The sequence below is a fragment of the Streptomyces omiyaensis genome, assembly GCF_014650895.1.
In the GTDB taxonomy this organism is placed as follows: Bacteria; Actinomycetota; Actinomycetes; order Streptomycetales; family Streptomycetaceae; genus Streptomyces; species Streptomyces omiyaensis.
Genome location: NZ_BMVV01000025.1, coordinates 25,346 through 40,202 on the forward strand (window position 1 = coordinate 25,346; position 14,857 = coordinate 40,202).

Annotated in this window: 10 protein-coding genes and 2 tRNA genes; 1 reads left to right on the forward strand and 11 read right to left on the reverse strand. The window is 76.2% G+C overall.

Annotated features, from left to right (window positions below; all coding sequences use genetic code 11):
• Window positions 1-196: 196 nt before the first annotated feature.
• The 6 genes from IE287_RS30450 to IE287_RS30475 form a co-directional block, all read right to left on the reverse strand.
• Window positions 197-1,435: an MFS transporter gene (locus IE287_RS30450; protein ID WP_189852463.1), complete on the reverse strand. Its 1,239-nt coding sequence runs from the start codon at window positions 1,433-1,435 to the stop codon at window positions 197-199.
• A complete protein-coding gene (locus tag IE287_RS30455; RefSeq protein ID WP_189852464.1) occupies window positions 1,432-2,475 on the reverse strand; it encodes a PLP-dependent cysteine synthase family protein in 1,044 nt (347 codons plus the stop codon). Before IE287_RS30455 ends, IE287_RS30450 begins: the two co-directional genes overlap by 4 nt.
• A gap of 77 nt (window positions 2,476-2,552) precedes the next feature.
• Window positions 2,553-2,984 (reverse strand): hypothetical protein, encoded by a 432-nt coding sequence (locus tag IE287_RS30460; RefSeq protein WP_189852465.1) that lies wholly within the window; start codon window positions 2,982-2,984, stop codon window positions 2,553-2,555.
• Between the two features lie 130 nt (window positions 2,985-3,114).
• Window positions 3,115-3,855: a MerR family transcriptional regulator gene (locus IE287_RS30465; RefSeq protein ID WP_189852466.1), complete on the reverse strand. Its 741-nt coding sequence runs from the start codon at window positions 3,853-3,855 to the stop codon at window positions 3,115-3,117.
• A gap of 133 nt (window positions 3,856-3,988) precedes the next feature.
• Window positions 3,989-4,062, reverse strand: a tRNA-Met gene (locus IE287_RS30470).
• Window positions 4,063-4,113: 51 nt separating this feature from the next.
• Window positions 4,114-4,608 (reverse strand): rhodanese-like domain-containing protein, encoded by a 495-nt coding sequence (locus tag IE287_RS30475; RefSeq protein ID WP_189852467.1) that lies wholly within the window; start codon window positions 4,606-4,608, stop codon window positions 4,114-4,116.
• A gap of 237 nt (window positions 4,609-4,845) precedes the next feature.
• Between IE287_RS30475 and IE287_RS30480 the strand changes: the two genes are divergently transcribed.
• Window positions 4,846-5,784: a sigma-70 family RNA polymerase sigma factor gene (locus IE287_RS30480; RefSeq protein ID WP_229883826.1), complete on the forward strand. Its 939-nt coding sequence runs from the start codon at window positions 4,846-4,848 to the stop codon at window positions 5,782-5,784.
• A 31-nt stretch (window positions 5,785-5,815) separates the two neighbouring features.
• On the opposite strand, the gene IE287_RS30485 is transcribed toward IE287_RS30480, so the two are convergent.
• From IE287_RS30485 to IE287_RS39210, 5 genes are all read right to left on the reverse strand, one after another.
• Window positions 5,816-6,502 (reverse strand): phosphatase PAP2 family protein, encoded by a 687-nt coding sequence (locus tag IE287_RS30485; protein WP_189852469.1) that lies wholly within the window; start codon window positions 6,500-6,502, stop codon window positions 5,816-5,818.
• Window positions 6,499-7,872 (reverse strand): diacylglycerol/lipid kinase family protein, encoded by a 1,374-nt coding sequence (locus IE287_RS30490; protein WP_373307930.1) that lies wholly within the window; start codon window positions 7,870-7,872, stop codon window positions 6,499-6,501. The genes IE287_RS30485 and IE287_RS30490 overlap by 4 nt, the downstream gene beginning before the upstream one ends.
• A 207-nt stretch (window positions 7,873-8,079) precedes the next feature.
• Window positions 8,080-8,152, reverse strand: a tRNA-Lys gene (locus IE287_RS30495).
• Window positions 8,153-8,255: 103 nt separating this feature from the next.
• Complete coding sequence (locus tag IE287_RS30500; protein WP_189852471.1) at window positions 8,256-11,417, reverse strand: FG-GAP-like repeat-containing protein; 3,162 nt, start codon at window positions 11,415-11,417, stop codon at window positions 8,256-8,258.
• Window positions 11,418-11,559: 142 nt separating this feature from the next.
• Complete coding sequence (locus IE287_RS39210) at window positions 11,560-14,787, reverse strand: FG-GAP-like repeat-containing protein (RefSeq protein WP_268255006.1); 3,228 nt, start codon at window positions 14,785-14,787, stop codon at window positions 11,560-11,562.
• Window positions 14,788-14,857: the final 70 nt, after the last annotated feature.

The window sequence follows — 14,857 nt, forward strand, 5'->3', positions numbered from 1 at the left end:
CACCTGAGTACTCCTGACCGGTCGTCGGCCCTTCGCCGGGCCGCGTCCGCGGCCCGGACCCGCACCGCGCACCCTCCCAGGGTCCCCGCGACGGCGCCCGGCGGCGACCGCGGGGGGCCGACCGGGCGTACCGGACGCCGCGCGGGCGCGGGCCCGGCTCCCGTACGACGGGCGACGGAACGCCGCCGCCCCGCCGCTACTCCGCGGCCCGCAGCCGGCCGCCGCGCCCCAGCACCGCCACCGCCGCCGCGCAGGCCAGGCCGACGGCGCAGAGGACGAGCCACGGCACGGCCGTCCGGCCCGTGACGTCGAGCAGCACGCCCGTGCCGAGGTTCCCCAGGGTGATGCCGATCCCGCACACCGTGTTGTAGAGCCCGTAGTGGGTGGCCACCCAGCGCCCCCGGGAGAGGGCGACGACGGTGTCCATCTCGTACGGGTAGAGCACCGCGTTCGCCACCGCGAGGACCGCCGCGCACAGCAGCAGCGCCGGTGCTCCCCGGCCCAGCGCCGCCGGGAGCAGGAAGGCGCCGCCCATCAGCGCGAGCCCCAGGACGAGGCTCCGCTCGCGGGTGAGCCGGGCCGCGCACCAGGCGGTGATCCGCAGCTGTCCGGCGAGCGCGACCAGCGCGGAGACGACGAAGAGCGCGGTGGTCACGCCGGTGCCGCCCGCCGCGAGCGGCAGCGCCAGGTAGACCTGGAAGGACAGCACGTACGAGCCGGTCATGGCGAGCGAGAAGAGCCAGAAGACGCGGTTGCCGAGGACGGTGCGGAGCTGTCCCCGGGTCCCGGCCCCCTTCGGCTCCGGTCGGCCGCCGCCCGCCGAGGCCGGCAGGTGCCGCAGCTGGACGAGGGTGAGTCCGAGGAAGAGCAGGGCGGCGGTCGCGCAGGTCAGCCGGAACGACACCCCGGTGAGCGCCACCCCGACCAGCGGGCCGAGCAGGATGCCCGCCTGGTAGTAGGCGTTGAACAGCGCGAACGCCTCCACCCGCCGCGCCTCCCCCGCCTCGGCCGCCAGGCACGCGCGGACCGCCGGGTTGAAGAGCGCGCCGGCGAGGCCGGTGGCGAGCGAGGCGGCGATCAGCACGGGCAGCGACTGGGCGAGGGCGAGCCCGCCGAAGCCGACGGTCCGCAGCGCGCAGCCCGCGACGATGAGCGGCTTGAAGCCGAGCCGGTCGGCGAGCGCCCCGCCGACGAGGAACATGCCCTGCTGGGAGAGGTTCCGGGCGCCGAGGACGAGGCCGACCGCCCAGGCCGCCATGCCGAGCCCGTCGGCCAGGTGGGCGGCCAGGTAGGGCATCAGCATGGAGAAGCCGAGGTTGATGGTCAGCTGGTTGAGGAAGAGGAGCCGGACCGCCGGGTCGAAGGTACGGCTCCGCTTCCAGGGGCCGCCGCGGGGCGGCGCGGGGACGGCGGCCGTGTCCGCGCCGCCGCTCACCGCCCGGCCCCCGCCGTCCGGTCCAGGACCCGCCGGGTCCACGCCTCGACCCCCTCCGGTCCCGTGTAGGCGGCCGGCTCGTCCCGCACCGGGCCGTCGAGGAGGCCGTGGGCGGCGCAGTACGCGTCGTTGAAGACGGTGTCGAAGTAGCGCTGCGGGCCGTCGGGGAAGACGGCCGCGATCCGGGTGCCCCGCGGGCGCGCGCGGGCCAGCCAGCCGGCCACCAGGGCGACCGCGCCGACGCTCCAGCCGCCGGTGGCGTACTGGCGGGCGGCGAGCCGGCGGGCCGAGCGGACCGCCTCCGCCGGGGCCACCCAGTGGACCTCGTCGAAGGCCGCGTGGTCGACGTTGGCCGGGTGGATGGAGGAGCCGAGCCCGCGCATCAGGCGTTCCCCGGCGGGCAGGCCGAAGACGGTGGAGCGGATCGAGTCGACGCCGACGAGCTCCAGGGCCGGGCTGCCGGTCGCCCGCAGCGCGCGGGCGATGCCGGCGGAGTGGCCGCCGGTGCCGACCGCGCAGACGAGCACGTCGATCCGGTCGAGCTGCCCGGACAGCTCGGCGGCGAGCCCGGCGTAGGCGGCGGGGTCGTCGGGGTTGCCGTACTGGTCGGGCCACCAGGCGCCGTCGAGGCGGCCGAGCAGTTCGGCGACCCGGTCCTTGCGGGCCTGCTGCCAGCCGCCGCGCGGGTGGGGCGCGGTGACGACGTGCACGGTGGCGCCGTGGGCGACGAGCATCCGCTCGACGATCGGCTCCAGACCGGGATCGGTGACGACGTGCACGGGGTGGCCGTGGAGCACGCCGGCGAGGGCGAGCCCGAGGCCGAGGGTGCCGGAGGTCGACTCGACGATCGGGGCGCCGGGCCGCAGGTCGCCCCTGCGGCGGGCCTCCTCGACCATGTGGAGCGCCGGGCGGTCCTTGATGCCGCCGGCGTTGAAGCCTTCGAGCTTGGCCCAGTAGCCGTCGTCGGTCCACAGCACGGGGGTGTTGCCGACGGTCGGGTGCGGGCGCGGGGGCGCGGACGGGGGCAGGGGGGCGTGCATGGGCGTGGGTACGTCCTCGGAAGTGGTGGTGCGCCGGAAGGGGGCTCGTGCTGTCGCGGGGCGACAGGACGGGACCCTCAGTTCCGGTCCACTCCGAGGGCGATGAGGAGCCGTCCGGGCTCGGGGCGGGGCCCCGCCCGGGTGCGGGCGCGCCGCGGGTCCCCCGCCGCGGGCGGCGCCGCGGCGCGGCCGACGGTGACGACCGCGCCGGGCCCCGGCGGGTCGAGCTGCGGGGCGGTGGCCGTCTGCGCGGTGAGCGGCCGTTCGGCCGCGTGGCCCTCGCCGCCCTGCCCGCAGCCGTGCGGCACGGGGCCGTGGACGGGGCCGGCGACGGCGACGGACGCGCCGGTGGCCGCGTGGCCGGCCGCGGCGGGCCACGCGTGGGCGGGGACGCCGTGGCAGAGCCCCGCGAAGAGCGCGACGAGCGCGAGGAGCAGCAGGAGGACGGGCGCCCGTCCTCCTGCTGCTCCTCGCCCGTCCGCCACGTCCGCCTCACGCATGGTGCGCACGACGTCACTTTCCGCGTTCCCGTCCGGGCAAAGGGACGGGCGCGGAGCGGCACGGTTTCGGCCGCCGTTTACTTCGGACACCGGACACGGGCCGCCCGGGGGCGCGGGCCGCGCCGGGCGGCCGGGCGGATCACAGGTTCCGCTCGGCCCAGACGGTCAGGGCGTCGCGCACCAGGACCGCGGTGCCCTCGCCGTGCCGGTCGTAGTTCCTGGTGAACCTCGGGTCGTCCACGTACATCCGGCCGAGCCCGATCAGGTACTCCTTCGTCGGCCGCGTGGTGACGGAGAGCCACTCGTACTGCCTGCGGGCCAGCGCCTGCACCTCGTCGCTGTCCGCCGCGAGCCCGGCCGCGGCCGCCGCGCCGAAGTCGCGGGCGATGCCGGCCTGCGCCTCCATGAACTCCTTCCTCGCGGCCTCGTCGAGCGACCGCCACCAGCGGTCGCCCTGCTCGTACGCGTCGCGGCCCCACCGTTCGGTGACCTCCGCCTCGTACTCCGTGTGGTCGAAGCCGTCGAAGACTTCCTCGGCCATGAGCCGTTCTCCTCTCTCGGTCTTGTGGAGAGTGGTCCGCACGGCTTCGATCTGCCGCCCGATGCGCTCGCGCTCCTGCTGGAGGAGGGCCAGATGCGTGCGCAGGGCGGCCGAGGTGTCCCGCTGGCCTTCGAGGACCTCGGCGATCGCGGGCAGCGAGAGCCCGAGCTCGCGCAGCAGCAGGATCCGCTGCAGCCGCACGAGCGCCGCCTGGTCGTAGTACCGGTAACCGTTCGCGCCGGTCCGGCTCGGCTCCAGCAGCCCCAGCTCGCCGTAGTGGCGGAGCGTGCGGCTGGTGGTGCCGGCCTTCCTGGCGATCTCCTGGATCGACCACTCCATGACCGGAACGGTAGAACTTGACGCTGCGTAAAGGTCAACCCGGAACGCGGCGGGGCGGCGAGACCGCGACGGAGCCCGGGAACGCCGAAGGCCCGGATCGCGTGAATGCGATCCGGGCCTTCGGGCTACTGAGTAGCGGGGACAGGATTTGAACCTGCGACCTCTGGGTTATGAGCCCAGCGAGCTACCGAGCTGCTCCACCCCGCGTCGGTGAATATGACTCTACGGCATGGGTGGCGGAAACCGAAATCGGGTTTCTCAGCAGCCGCAGTCCCCGTCGCCGACGGGGGCGGTCAGGGGGTCCGCGTCCTTCCGCGCCGGGCCCTCCCAGGTCTCGTACGCGAAGCCCTCGCGCGCCCAGTACTCGAAGCCGCCGAGCATCTCCTTCACCTGGAAGCCCAGCTCGGCGAGGGCGAGCGCCGCCCGCGTGGCGCCGTTGCAGCCGGGACCCCAGCAGTAGGTGACGACCGGGACGGACCTGTCGAGGAGCCGCTCCGCCTGCTCGGGGATGAGCGCGGTGGGGAGGTGGACGGCGCCGGGGACGTGACCCTGGTCCCAGGAGGCGGTCGAGCGGGAGTCGATCACCACGAAGCCGGGGTCGGTGCCGCCGTCCCGGGCCGCGGCCAGGGCGGCGGCCACGTCGGAGACGTCCGCGTGGAAGGCGAGGCTGGCGGAGAAGTAGGCGGCCGCGGCGGCGGGGGAGGCCGGCGGGGTGCGCAGGACGGGGTTGACCGGGGTCTCTGTCGTCGTCATGGTGATCAATCTACGGACGGGGATCACCACGCTGAAGTGGTCTTCCACGGCAGGAGGGAGCTACGGCCGGGAAATCCCGGCCGTTCACCTCCCCACGGCGTGGATCTCACGGGACGAGACCGGTGGGACGGCCGCACGGACGCCGCCCCGCGCGCGTACGGGCGGTCCTCGCCGTCACATCCATGGATTCCGGTCCGTCATGGAGGCATGACGGGACACGAAGGGGGAGGACGAGGGATGGACGGGACCACGGCGGAGGGCACCGGGGGCGGACCGGACGCGGACGCGCTGGCGCGCCGCTTCGACGCCGACCGCGGGCACCTGCGGGCCGTCGCCTACCGCATGCTCGGCTCGCTCGGCGAGGCCGAGGACGCGGTGCAGGAGACCTGGTTCAAGCTCGGCCGCACCGACGTCTCCGGGGTCGCCAACCTCACCGGCTGGCTCACCACGGTGATCGGCCGGGTCTGCCTGGACATGCTGCGCTCGCGCGGCTCCCGGCGCGAGGACCCGCTCGACCACTTCGTCCCGGACCCGCTGGTCCACGTCCCGGGCTTCGGCGACCCGGAGCACGCCGCCGAGCTGACCGAGTCCGTCGGCCTCGCGCTCCTCGTCGTCCTGGAGGCCCTGTCCCCGGCCGAACGGCTCGCCTTCGTGCTCCACGACATGTTCGCCGTCTCCTTCGACGAGATCGCGCCGATCGTGGACCGCACGCCGGCGGCGGCCCGGCAGCTGGCCAGCCGGGCGCGGCGGCGCGTCCAGGACGCCGACCCGGGGCCCGGTCCCGACGCCCGCCGCCAGCGGGAGATCGCCGACGCCTTCCTCGCCGCCTCGCGGGGCGGCGACTTCGAGGGGCTGCTCGCCGTCCTCGACCCGGACGCGGTCCTCCGCGCCGACGGCGGGCCCCTCCTCGCCGGCGCCTCCAAGGTGGTCCGCGGCGCCGGGGCGATCATGCGGCAGGCCGTCATGTACGCGAGCTTCCGCAAGGCCTCGCTGGCGGTCGTCGCCAACGGCCGGCCGGCCGTCCTGTCCGTCGTCGACGGCAGGCCGGCCTCCCTGCTGGCCTTCACCGTCGTCGGCGACCGCATCACCCAGCTCCACGTCCTCGCCGACCCGGAGCGCGTCGCCGCCCTCGGCATCCCGGAGGAGGCCCTGGCCCTCGCCGTCCCTCCGGAGTGACCGCCGCCCCGGGCGGCGGGACGGCGCCCCGTCAGGAGGCCGGCCGGAGCGCCTTCATCAGGGACGCGCCGACGGCGAGCGAGGCGGCGCCGCTGGCGAGGCCGAGGACGGCGCCCGCGGCCACGTCGCCCGGGTAGTGGACGCCGGTGTGGACCCGGGAGTACCCCACCGCGCAGGCGAGCAGCCCCAGCGGCACGGCCGCGGGCGGCAGCGCCACCCCGGCCGCGGTGGCGAAGGCCACCGCCGAGGCGGTGTGCCCGGACGGGAAGGACGCCGACTCCGGCATCGGGACGTGCCGGCCGGCCACCACCCGGGCCGCCTCCCGGTCCGGGCGCGGCCGGCGGACCAGCCGCTTGCCGAGGAGGTTGGCGGTGGCCGAGGCGATCGCGATCGCCCCCACCCCCGCGGCCGCCGCGCGGCGCGGCCGCCCCGGGAGGAGGGCGAGCCCGGCGGCGACGGCGAAGGAGATCTTGGAGTGGTCGGCCGCGTTCGACAGCCGGCGCAGGCCGACGTCCAGGGCCGGCGTCGGCGTCGCGGCCACCGCCGCGTACAGCGCCCCGTCCACCACCCGCAGGTCGTGCAGGACCGCCCGGGCGGTGAAGACCGCGGCCCGCGGCCGGTCGCGCAGCCGCACCGGCCCGGCCGCCCCGTCCCCGGGGACCGCGCCCGGATCGGTCCCGTACCCGTGCCCGGGCTCGTACGTGCTGTCGTCGCTCATGCGCCGCTCCTGTAGGGGTCTTCGGACGGTTCCGGACGGGGGGTGGGAAGGGACGCGTGATGGTCCGGGAAGGCGAGCCGGACGATCCGCCGCCAGTCCAACGGCGGGGGCGGCGGAACCACTCCCGGCCGGGCCCGCGGCACCAGCACCCGCAGCGCGCGCGGCCGCAGCACGCAGACGACCGGGGTCGGCAGCACGAGCGCCTCCCCGTCCACGGCCACCGCCACCGTCCCCTCCTCCTTGGGCACACCGGTGTTGGTGACCCCTCCGTGGACTTCGACGCGGAGCGCGGTCAGGACGTTGAGCGCGGCCGACTGGGTGCCCCGCACGACCAGGTCGGCGGCGTGCGCCGCGCCGTCCACCCGGATGCCGATGACCCCGAGCCGGCCGCCGTCGAGACGGGACCGGTGCCCGGCGCCCGCGGTGAGCGGATCGGGCGCGGCGTACGGGTTGTTGCTGACCAGGATCGCCTGCTGCCCCGGCAGCCGGGTGTCGTCGGCGGTGGCGTCGAGCCGGTCGCCCTGACCGCCCTGGAGCAGGTCGGGCAGCGCGTCGAACGCGGTCTCCGCCTTGGCGTCGCGGTACTCCGGGCGCTGGACCACGTCCGCGTACACCCCGAACGAGACCGTGTTGACGAACGGCCGGCCCGCGACCGTGCCGAGGTCGACGCGGAGCTCCTCGCCGTCGGTGAGCGCCTCCAGGCAGGCCGCCGGGTCGTCCCGGTCGAGACCGAGGTCCATCGCGAAGTGGTTGCGGGTCCCGGCCGAGATCACCAGGAACGGCAGGTCGTGCTCGGCGGCCACCGCGGCGACCAGCGCCTGGGTGCCGTCGCCGCCCGCCACCCCGAGGAGGTCGGCGCCCTCCGCCACGGCCTTCCGGGCGAGCGCGTCGACGTCGGCCGGCGCGGCCGGGTCGAGCAGCACGACCCGCGCCCCCAGCCGCTCCGCCTTGTCCACCAGGCCGAACCTCCCGACCTTCCCGCCACCGGACTTCGGGTTCATGATCAACACCGGCTGCGCCGGCCGGGCGGCGGGAACGGCCGGCGCGGGGCCCGCCACCGCCTCGCCCGGCCGGCGCAGCGCCTCCCGCGCGCAGCCCAGCGCGACCGACCACAGCGCGAGCGCCGCGAGCGCGAACAGCCACAGCCCCCCGACCACGTACAGCACGAGGACGCCGATCGGCGCGCCCACCACGAGCACCGCGCCGAGCACCCGCAGCGGCCCCCGGTGCGCGACCGCCCACCACAGCCCCACGGCCCCCGCCGCGAGCCCCACGAGCCCGCTGACCAGCACCAGCAACCCGCCGCCGCTCAGGGCCAGGAGCAGCACGAGGACCGCCCCGCCCGCCGCGCCCAGCGCCCAGCGCGCCAGGTCCCGTGCCGTACCCGCCGAGCGCGCCGCGCCCGCACGCCCGACGGCACGCTCGTCGTCCCACCACCGCGCAGCCCCGTTCAAGACCCCACCTCCACCTTCCAGGTTCCCCCAAGCATCCGGGGTGCACCCCACGGAAGCAGCCGTTCGACGGAACGGCGAAGCGCCCCGGCCGGGAGGTTCCGGGCGGGGCGCTTCACGTGTCGGTAGGCCGTGTGGGACTCGAACCCACAACCAATGGATTAAAAGTCCACTGCTCTGCCAATTGAGCTAACGGCCCGTGTGCGAGCACTCCGTGCAGCATAGCCCGACGGGCCCGGGGAACCGATCGGGTATCGGATACCGCCGCGCCGCGCCCCGGGGCGGGGCGCGGCGACGGGGCGTCAGTGGAGGGTGCGGAAGGTGTTCCAGCCGCCGGTGCCGACGAGCTCGCGCGGACCGAAGCGGTTCCCGGTGCGACCGAGGCCGTGGCTGTAGTAGGCGTACAGGCGACCGGCGGCGTCGCGGGCGACGAGGTCGGCGTCGCCGTCGGCGTCGAGGTCGCCGACGGTCTGCACGGCGGTGTAGACCTGCCAGCCGCCGCCGACCTTCGCGCGCGGGGTGACGCCGCCGGTGGCGGTGCCGAAGTAGGACCAGAGCGTGCCGGAGCCGTCGACGGCGAGGAGGTCGCCGCGGCCGTCGCCGTCGAGGTCACCGGCGCCGGTGATCCGCTGGTACAGCTTCCAGTTGACGCCGATCCGGAGCCGGGCCTTCAGTCCGCGGTCGGCGGTGCCTGCGTAGAAGTACATGTCGCCGGTGGTGGTCTGGCGCGCGACGAGGTCGGCGTACCCGTCGCCGTTGACGTCGCCGGGTGAGGTCAGCACGTCGTACTGGCCCCAGCCGGAGCCGATCGAGGCGTACGGGGACGAGGCCGTGACGACCTTTCCGCAGCCCTGCCGGTAGGCCCGCAGCTCGTTCCCGACGCGGCCGAGGACATCGGCGCAGCCGTCCGCGTCCACGTCGCCGAAGGGCACCAGGAGGGTGCCGGCGGGGAAGGCGCGGCCGGTGGCCGTCATCCGTCCCGAGAGCCGTCCCTCGCCGTTGCCCCGGTACATCGAGACGGCGCCGGCCGTGTCCAGGGCGAGGAGTTCGCCCTCGCCGTCGTCGCCGGCGAGGTCGCGGAAGGCGGGCCTGCCGCCGGAGACCTGGAGGTGGCCGAAGGTGCTCAGGTCGCGGCCCCGGCCGTCGGCGGTGGGGGCGAACAGCTCCCAGACGTACGGCCCGTTGGTCACGGGCCGTCCGGCGTCGTCCCTCCCGTTCCAGGTCACGTCGGTCCGGCCGCGCGTCTCGCCGGCCCGGAAGGTGCGCACGGCCTTCCCGCTGCGGGCGTCCCGAATGGTCAGCTCGTGGGCCGCGGCGGGCTTGGAGAGCGTCCAGGACGCCTTCCAGGTGCCGGGGATGCGCAGGCCGCCCGGGAAGGACCGGGAGGCCGCGGTCAGGTCGGAGGCGGGCACGTCGGTCCACACGACGTGCACCCGCTGGTCGGCGCCCCGGTAGGCGACGGCGCCGCCGAAGCGGTCGACGGTCCAGGTGGTGCGGCGCTCGCCGGGGACCGGCTCGGCCCGGGTCAGCGCGAAGGGCGTGCCGGCGGTGCCGGTGGAGAAGGGGGTGACCCGCAGGTACGAGCCGCTGTCGCGGTCCACGAAGTAGCCGTCGCCGAGGAGTCCGCCCCGGCGGTCGCCGCGGGGCAGGGCGACCCGGACGGGCGCGGCGGGGTTGCTCAGGTCGAGGACGCCCTGCTTCTCGTACCGCGCGCAGGCCCAGTAGAGCCAGCGGCCGGCGGCCTGGAGTTCGGTGAGGGGGCAGCCGGCGCCGGTGGCGACCGTGCCGAGGACCTTCCCGGTGGCGAGGTCCTCGCGGACGACGGCTCCCGCGGTGCCCGTGCCGGTGAAGAGGGTGTCGCCCCACAGGGCCGCGGCGGTCCGCGTCCGGCGGGAGACGGTCTGCCGCGCGTCCAGGTCGAGGACGAGGGTCTCGCCGCCCGCGGCGAGTTCACCGGCCCCGGCCTCGCCGGTCTGGAAGACCGTCCACCGGCCGAAGGCGTCGGCGATCCGCCCGCTCTGGTCGACCGTCACCCGGCTGGTCTGCCCGTCGGCCCTGCGGGAGACGACGGCGCGGGGGGTGTAGGGGAGCTTCGGGAAGGAGACCGTCCGGCCGTCGGCGGCGTCGAGGAGCGGCGTCCCGTTCCACTCCGCGCCCGCCTCGGCGCCGGACCAGACGGACGCGGACTGGCCCGTGTGGAGCGGGCCGACGGGGAGCGAGCGGCGGTAGAAGCCGGGGCCCCGGGGGCCGTCGTGCTCCAGGGTGGTGAGCCGGCCCATGCCGAGGGCCAGGGAATCGACCTCGGCGGGCAGCGGCTCCACCGCGCGCAGCTTCTCCAGGGCGGGGACCCCGCCCTTGCCGGGGACGACCTTGAGGAGGGCCCAGTCGGTGGCGGAGGTGCCGCCGGTGACGGCGGCCGCGCCGGAGCCGTCGCCGAGCTGGTTGATCCGCGCCTCGGCACCGGCGAGCAGCGTCCGCGCCTCGCCGGCCGGACTCACCGCGACCAGGCGGCGGGTGAGCGCCTCGCCGGCCGTCCGCGGCTCGGCCGTGGTCAGGAGCCAGTCGCCGACCAGCCCGATCCGGGTGGCGCTCAGCCCCTCGGGCAGCGGGTAGCTCGTCGCGTCGGCGGTGAGGCCGGTCCGGCTGCGGACGTGGACGGTCCGGCCGGGGTCGACCCACGCGATCCGCTCGGCGGTGACGGCGACGCCCGCGACGAGCATCCCGTCGGCGGCGGTCGCCGCCTCCAGCACCTGCATCCGCCCGGTCGCGAGGTCGACGAGCCCGAGCGAGGAGTCGCCGGACGGGTACGAGGACGGGCCCTTCCGCCCGAAGCGGAGCACCGCGAGTCCCTCGGTGCCGCCCACCAGGCGCGCCGTGTGCTGCTCGGCGTCGGCGGGCCAGCCGGTGACCGGGGTCGACGCCCCGTCCGGGTCCGCGGCGCTCCGCAGGAAGTAGCCCTCGGTGGAGCCGTACGAGCTGCCCGCCGCGTACTGCTGGAAGAGCAGCCGGTCGCCGGTCAGGCCCCGGTAGCCGGTGTCCGGCGGCACGGTCAGGGGGGTGTGCGCGCCGCTCTCGAGGTCGAGGACGAAGGGGGCGCCGGGGCCGCTCTCCCCGGAGACGTACCGGCCGCCGGTGCCGGTCTCCCCGAAGGCGTCGTTCCCGCTGCCGTGCCCCAGGGCCCGGCTCTCCCCGGTCGCGAAGTCCGTCCACTCCAGCGGGTCCCCGCTGTGCGGGTCGGAGTCCTCGGCCCGGTGGGCGTACCCGCCCGACCCCACGGCGACGACCGTCTCCCCGCGGGGCGCGGTGCGCGGATGGGGCGCGACGTCGACCTGGTCGATGCCCACGACCGGTGCCCCCGGCGAGGCGGCCGCCCCGGGGACGGGGCCCGCGCCGGTCGCCGCCAGGACGACGGCGAGCAGCACGGCACGGGCGCGCGAGCGGCGCACGGGAGCGGTACGGGACAAGAGGGCGCCTCCCCTGGGACGGTCCACGCGTGGCGGATGGCCGGACACGTGAGCTTCCCACGCGTCCCTGTACGAGACCGGCCCGCCCCCGTGATGGTTGTACGGGGACGGGCCGGTTCCTCTCACACCGCGGGCGGGCGCCTCAGGACAGGGTCCTGTACATCTGCCAGCCGCCGCCGATCCGGGCGCGGGCCTTGAAGGCTCCGGTGCCGGTGCCGTCGTACCGCCACAGCACGCCGGCGGTGTCGCGGGCGACGAGGTCGGCCTTGCGGTCGCCGGTGAGGTCGCCGACGCCGACGAGGGCGTTGTACGCCTGCCAGCCGCCGCCGATCCGCACCCGGCCGCCGAAGGTGCCCCGGCCGGTGCCGTCGTACCGCCACAGCACGCCGGCGGTGTCGCGGGCGAGCAGGTCGGCGTGCTTGTCGCCGGTGAGGTCGCCGGCGCCGGCGATCCGGTCGAAGATCTGCCAGCCGGCCCCGATCCGCGTGCGGGTCTTGAAGGCGCCGGTGCCGTTGTCGGCGTAGAGCCACAGTTCGCCGGCGGGGGTGCGGGCGAGCAGGTCCGCGCGCCCGTCACCGGTCAGGTCGCCGGGGGCCGTCAGCGCGTTGTAGATCTGCCAGCCGCCGCCGATCGCCCGGCGCGGGCCGCCGGGCGCGAACGCCGTCCTGCCGCACGTGCCGTCGTGCCGGGTCAGCGTGCCGGCGGAGTCGCGCACGAGCAGGTCGGCGCAGCCGTCGCCGGAGAGGTCGCCGAAGGGCACGACGACCGAGGAGGCGGGCCAGCCGGACGCGGAGGCGCCGGTGCCGATCCCGCCGGTGCCCGTGCCGGTCCGCACGGCCAGCACCCCGCCGGGGGTGAGGCCGAGCAGGTCGCCCTTGCCGTCGCCGCTGAGGTCCCGCCAGGCGGGCTGCGGCGCGGGGGCGCCGCCGGTCACGGTGAGGGAGCCGGTCAGCGCGAGGTCCGCGCCGACGCCGTCGGCGGGCCGGGCGGTGAGCGTCCAGGTGTACGCGCCGTTCCGGGCGGCCTGGCCGGAAGCGTTCTTCCCGGTCCAGGCGGCGTCGATCCGGCCGCGCGCCTCGGTGCCCGACACGGTGTGCGCGACCGTCCCGGTGGCGTTCTCCTTCACCGTGAGCTTCCAGGCGCCGGTGGGCTTGGAGGTCCACCAGCGGCCGGTCCAGCCGGCCCCGGTGACGGACGGGTTCAGCGCGGCGCCGGTGACGGCGGAGTCGATGACGGTGACGGGCGGCGCGGCGACACCGGTGGTGACGATGCGGACCCGCTGGTCGGTGCCGGCGTAGGCGACGTGCCCGCCGAAGCGGTCGACGGTCCAGTCCGCGCCGATGTCGGCGGCGGGGGCGAGGATGCGGGTCGGGACGGTGGACCCGGTGGCGGGGAGTCCGGCGGACAGGTCGTGGAGCCTGAGCCCGGCCGTCGGGTCCCGCTCCACGAGGTAGCCGTCGCCCAGCCGCATGGTGCGGAGGTTGCGGCCGGACAGGGCCATGGTCCGGCCGGTCTGCCGGTCGTGGACGCCCGAGCCCTTCGCGGGACCCCACTCGCTGTCCTCGCAGGACCAGTACACCCAGCGTCCGGCGGCCTGGAGCTCGGTCGGCAGGCAGCGGTTCGGCGTGGTGAAGGAGGCTCCGGCGGCCCCGGTCGCCAGTGACTTCGAGGTGATCTTCGGGCTGTCCTCGGCGACGCTCCACAGGGTGGAGCCCCACAGCGCGGCGAGCCGGTCGGTGCGGCGTTCGAGCACGACGCCGTCGCTCGGGCGCCGGAACTCGACCACAGAGGGCTCCTCGCGGCCGACCCCGCTGACGACCAGGCCGAAACGGCCGGAGAGGTCGGTCAGTTCGGGGCTGCTCAGGCCGGTGTCGACCCGCGGCCCCCACCCCGTCGTGCCGTTCTCCAGGAGCATCATCTCGTCGTTGTAGACGGCCTGGGTACGCGCGTGGTGGCCGTCCCCGCTCGCCAGGAGCGGGGCGCATCGCGTCACGGTGTCCGGGGCGCAGGAGGCGCGGCCGCCCATCAGCCCGTCCACGGTCGAGCGGACCGGCTGCGGCTGTCCGGAGGCGGTCAGCCAGGTGCTGCGGTAGACGCCGTAGTAGTCGCCCGGCTGGTAGTAGGTGCTGTTCTCGGCCCGGGTGAGGATGCCGCTGCCGAGGGAGAGGCCCCAGATCTGGGCGGGCATGGGCTCGATCGCGGCGAGGCGACCGGTCGTGACGCCGCCGGAGGCGGGGGCGATCCGGTGCACGGCCCAGTCGATGTCGCCGCGCGGCTCGGCGGTCTTCGCCCCGGCGATCAGGACGGTCCCGCCGGGGGCAGGGACGACCTGCTCGTCGGCCAGTTGCAGCACGGGGGACCTCGGGCCCGTCTCGTCCTCCGCCGGGAGGATCCAGAGGCCCGAGCCCCGGTACTCGTTGTTGCCGGGGTTCTGCCGCTCGACGGCGAGGACGGTCGTGCCCACGGCGGCGAAGGTCGCGTCGTACGAGACGGAGCCGGCCTCCACCGTGCGCAGCACGGTCCCCGGCGCGGCGCGGTCGAGGACGTCGATCTTGCCCCGGCCGGTACGCAGCCGCAGGATCGTTCCGGCGCCGAGCCGGAAGCCGTTCACCTCGTACGGGTCGCCCTCGGGCTCCGGGAGCGGCGCGGCCACCCCGTCCGCGAGATCCACCAGCGCCCAGCTCCCCCACCCTTCGCCGGCGTCCTCGTACCTGAGGACGAGCGAGCGGGCGTCGCCGGCCTCCACGCCGCCGAACCCGGCGCCCTCGGGGAGGCCGGTGACCGGCGTGTCCGTGGTCTTCCCGGCCTCGGAGCGCAGCAGGTGGTAGCCGGTGGGGGCGCTCGCCTCGCCGGTGCGGGTCAGCACCGTGTCGCCGAAGGTGCCCACGTACGCCTGGCCCTCGGGGATCGCGAGGTCCGCGAAGACCGCCCCCGCGCCCTTCTGGAGGGTCACGTGCGGTGCGGGGGAGGCGGAGTACACGGCGACCGTGTCGGAGCCCTGGCCCCAGTACCCGCCGCCCCCGATGGGCAGGTTCTGGTACCAGTCCCAGTAGCCGTTCTCGTAGTCGTAGCGCGGCGCCTCGGGCAGCGGGACGGCGAGCGGGGTCGCCTTGCCGGTGGCGTAGTCGATCCACTGGACGCGGGTGTCGCCCTCCTGCGCCAGCAGGTAGCCGGTCTCGCCGGCGTTGAGTATCGAGGTGGCGCGCGGCGAGAAGCGCGGCGCGGCGGGCAGCACCGTGGTCTGCGGCGCCGTCTCGGCGGCCGCGGGCGGCGCCGCGATCCCGGCGGACGTGGCCGCCGTGATCGTCGCGAGCGCCAGGACGAGGGCGGCGCGGGCGCGGGTGCTGCGCGCGGGTGCGGTACGTGACAAGTGGGGCCCCTCCCGGGGTGGTCCGTCGGTACGGCGGTGCGGGGCGCGCGTCGCGCGCGTCCGCGTACGA

Coding starts and splice junctions, on each gene's coding strand:
- IE287_RS30480 (WP_229883826.1), top strand. CDS start 4,846: ATGGACGGGACCACGGCGGAGGGCACCGGGGGCGGACCGGACGCGGAC.
- IE287_RS30455 (WP_189852464.1), bottom strand. CDS start 2,475: ATGCACGCCCCCCTGCCCCCGTCCGCGCCCCCGCGCCCGCACCCGACC.
- IE287_RS30475 (WP_189852467.1), bottom strand. CDS start 4,608: ATGACGACGACAGAGACCCCGGTCAACCCCGTCCTGCGCACCCCGCCG.
- IE287_RS30465 (WP_189852466.1), bottom strand. CDS start 3,855: ATGGAGTGGTCGATCCAGGAGATCGCCAGGAAGGCCGGCACCACCAGC.
- IE287_RS30485 (WP_189852469.1), bottom strand. CDS start 6,502: ATGAGCGACGACAGCACGTACGAGCCCGGGCACGGGTACGGGACCGAT.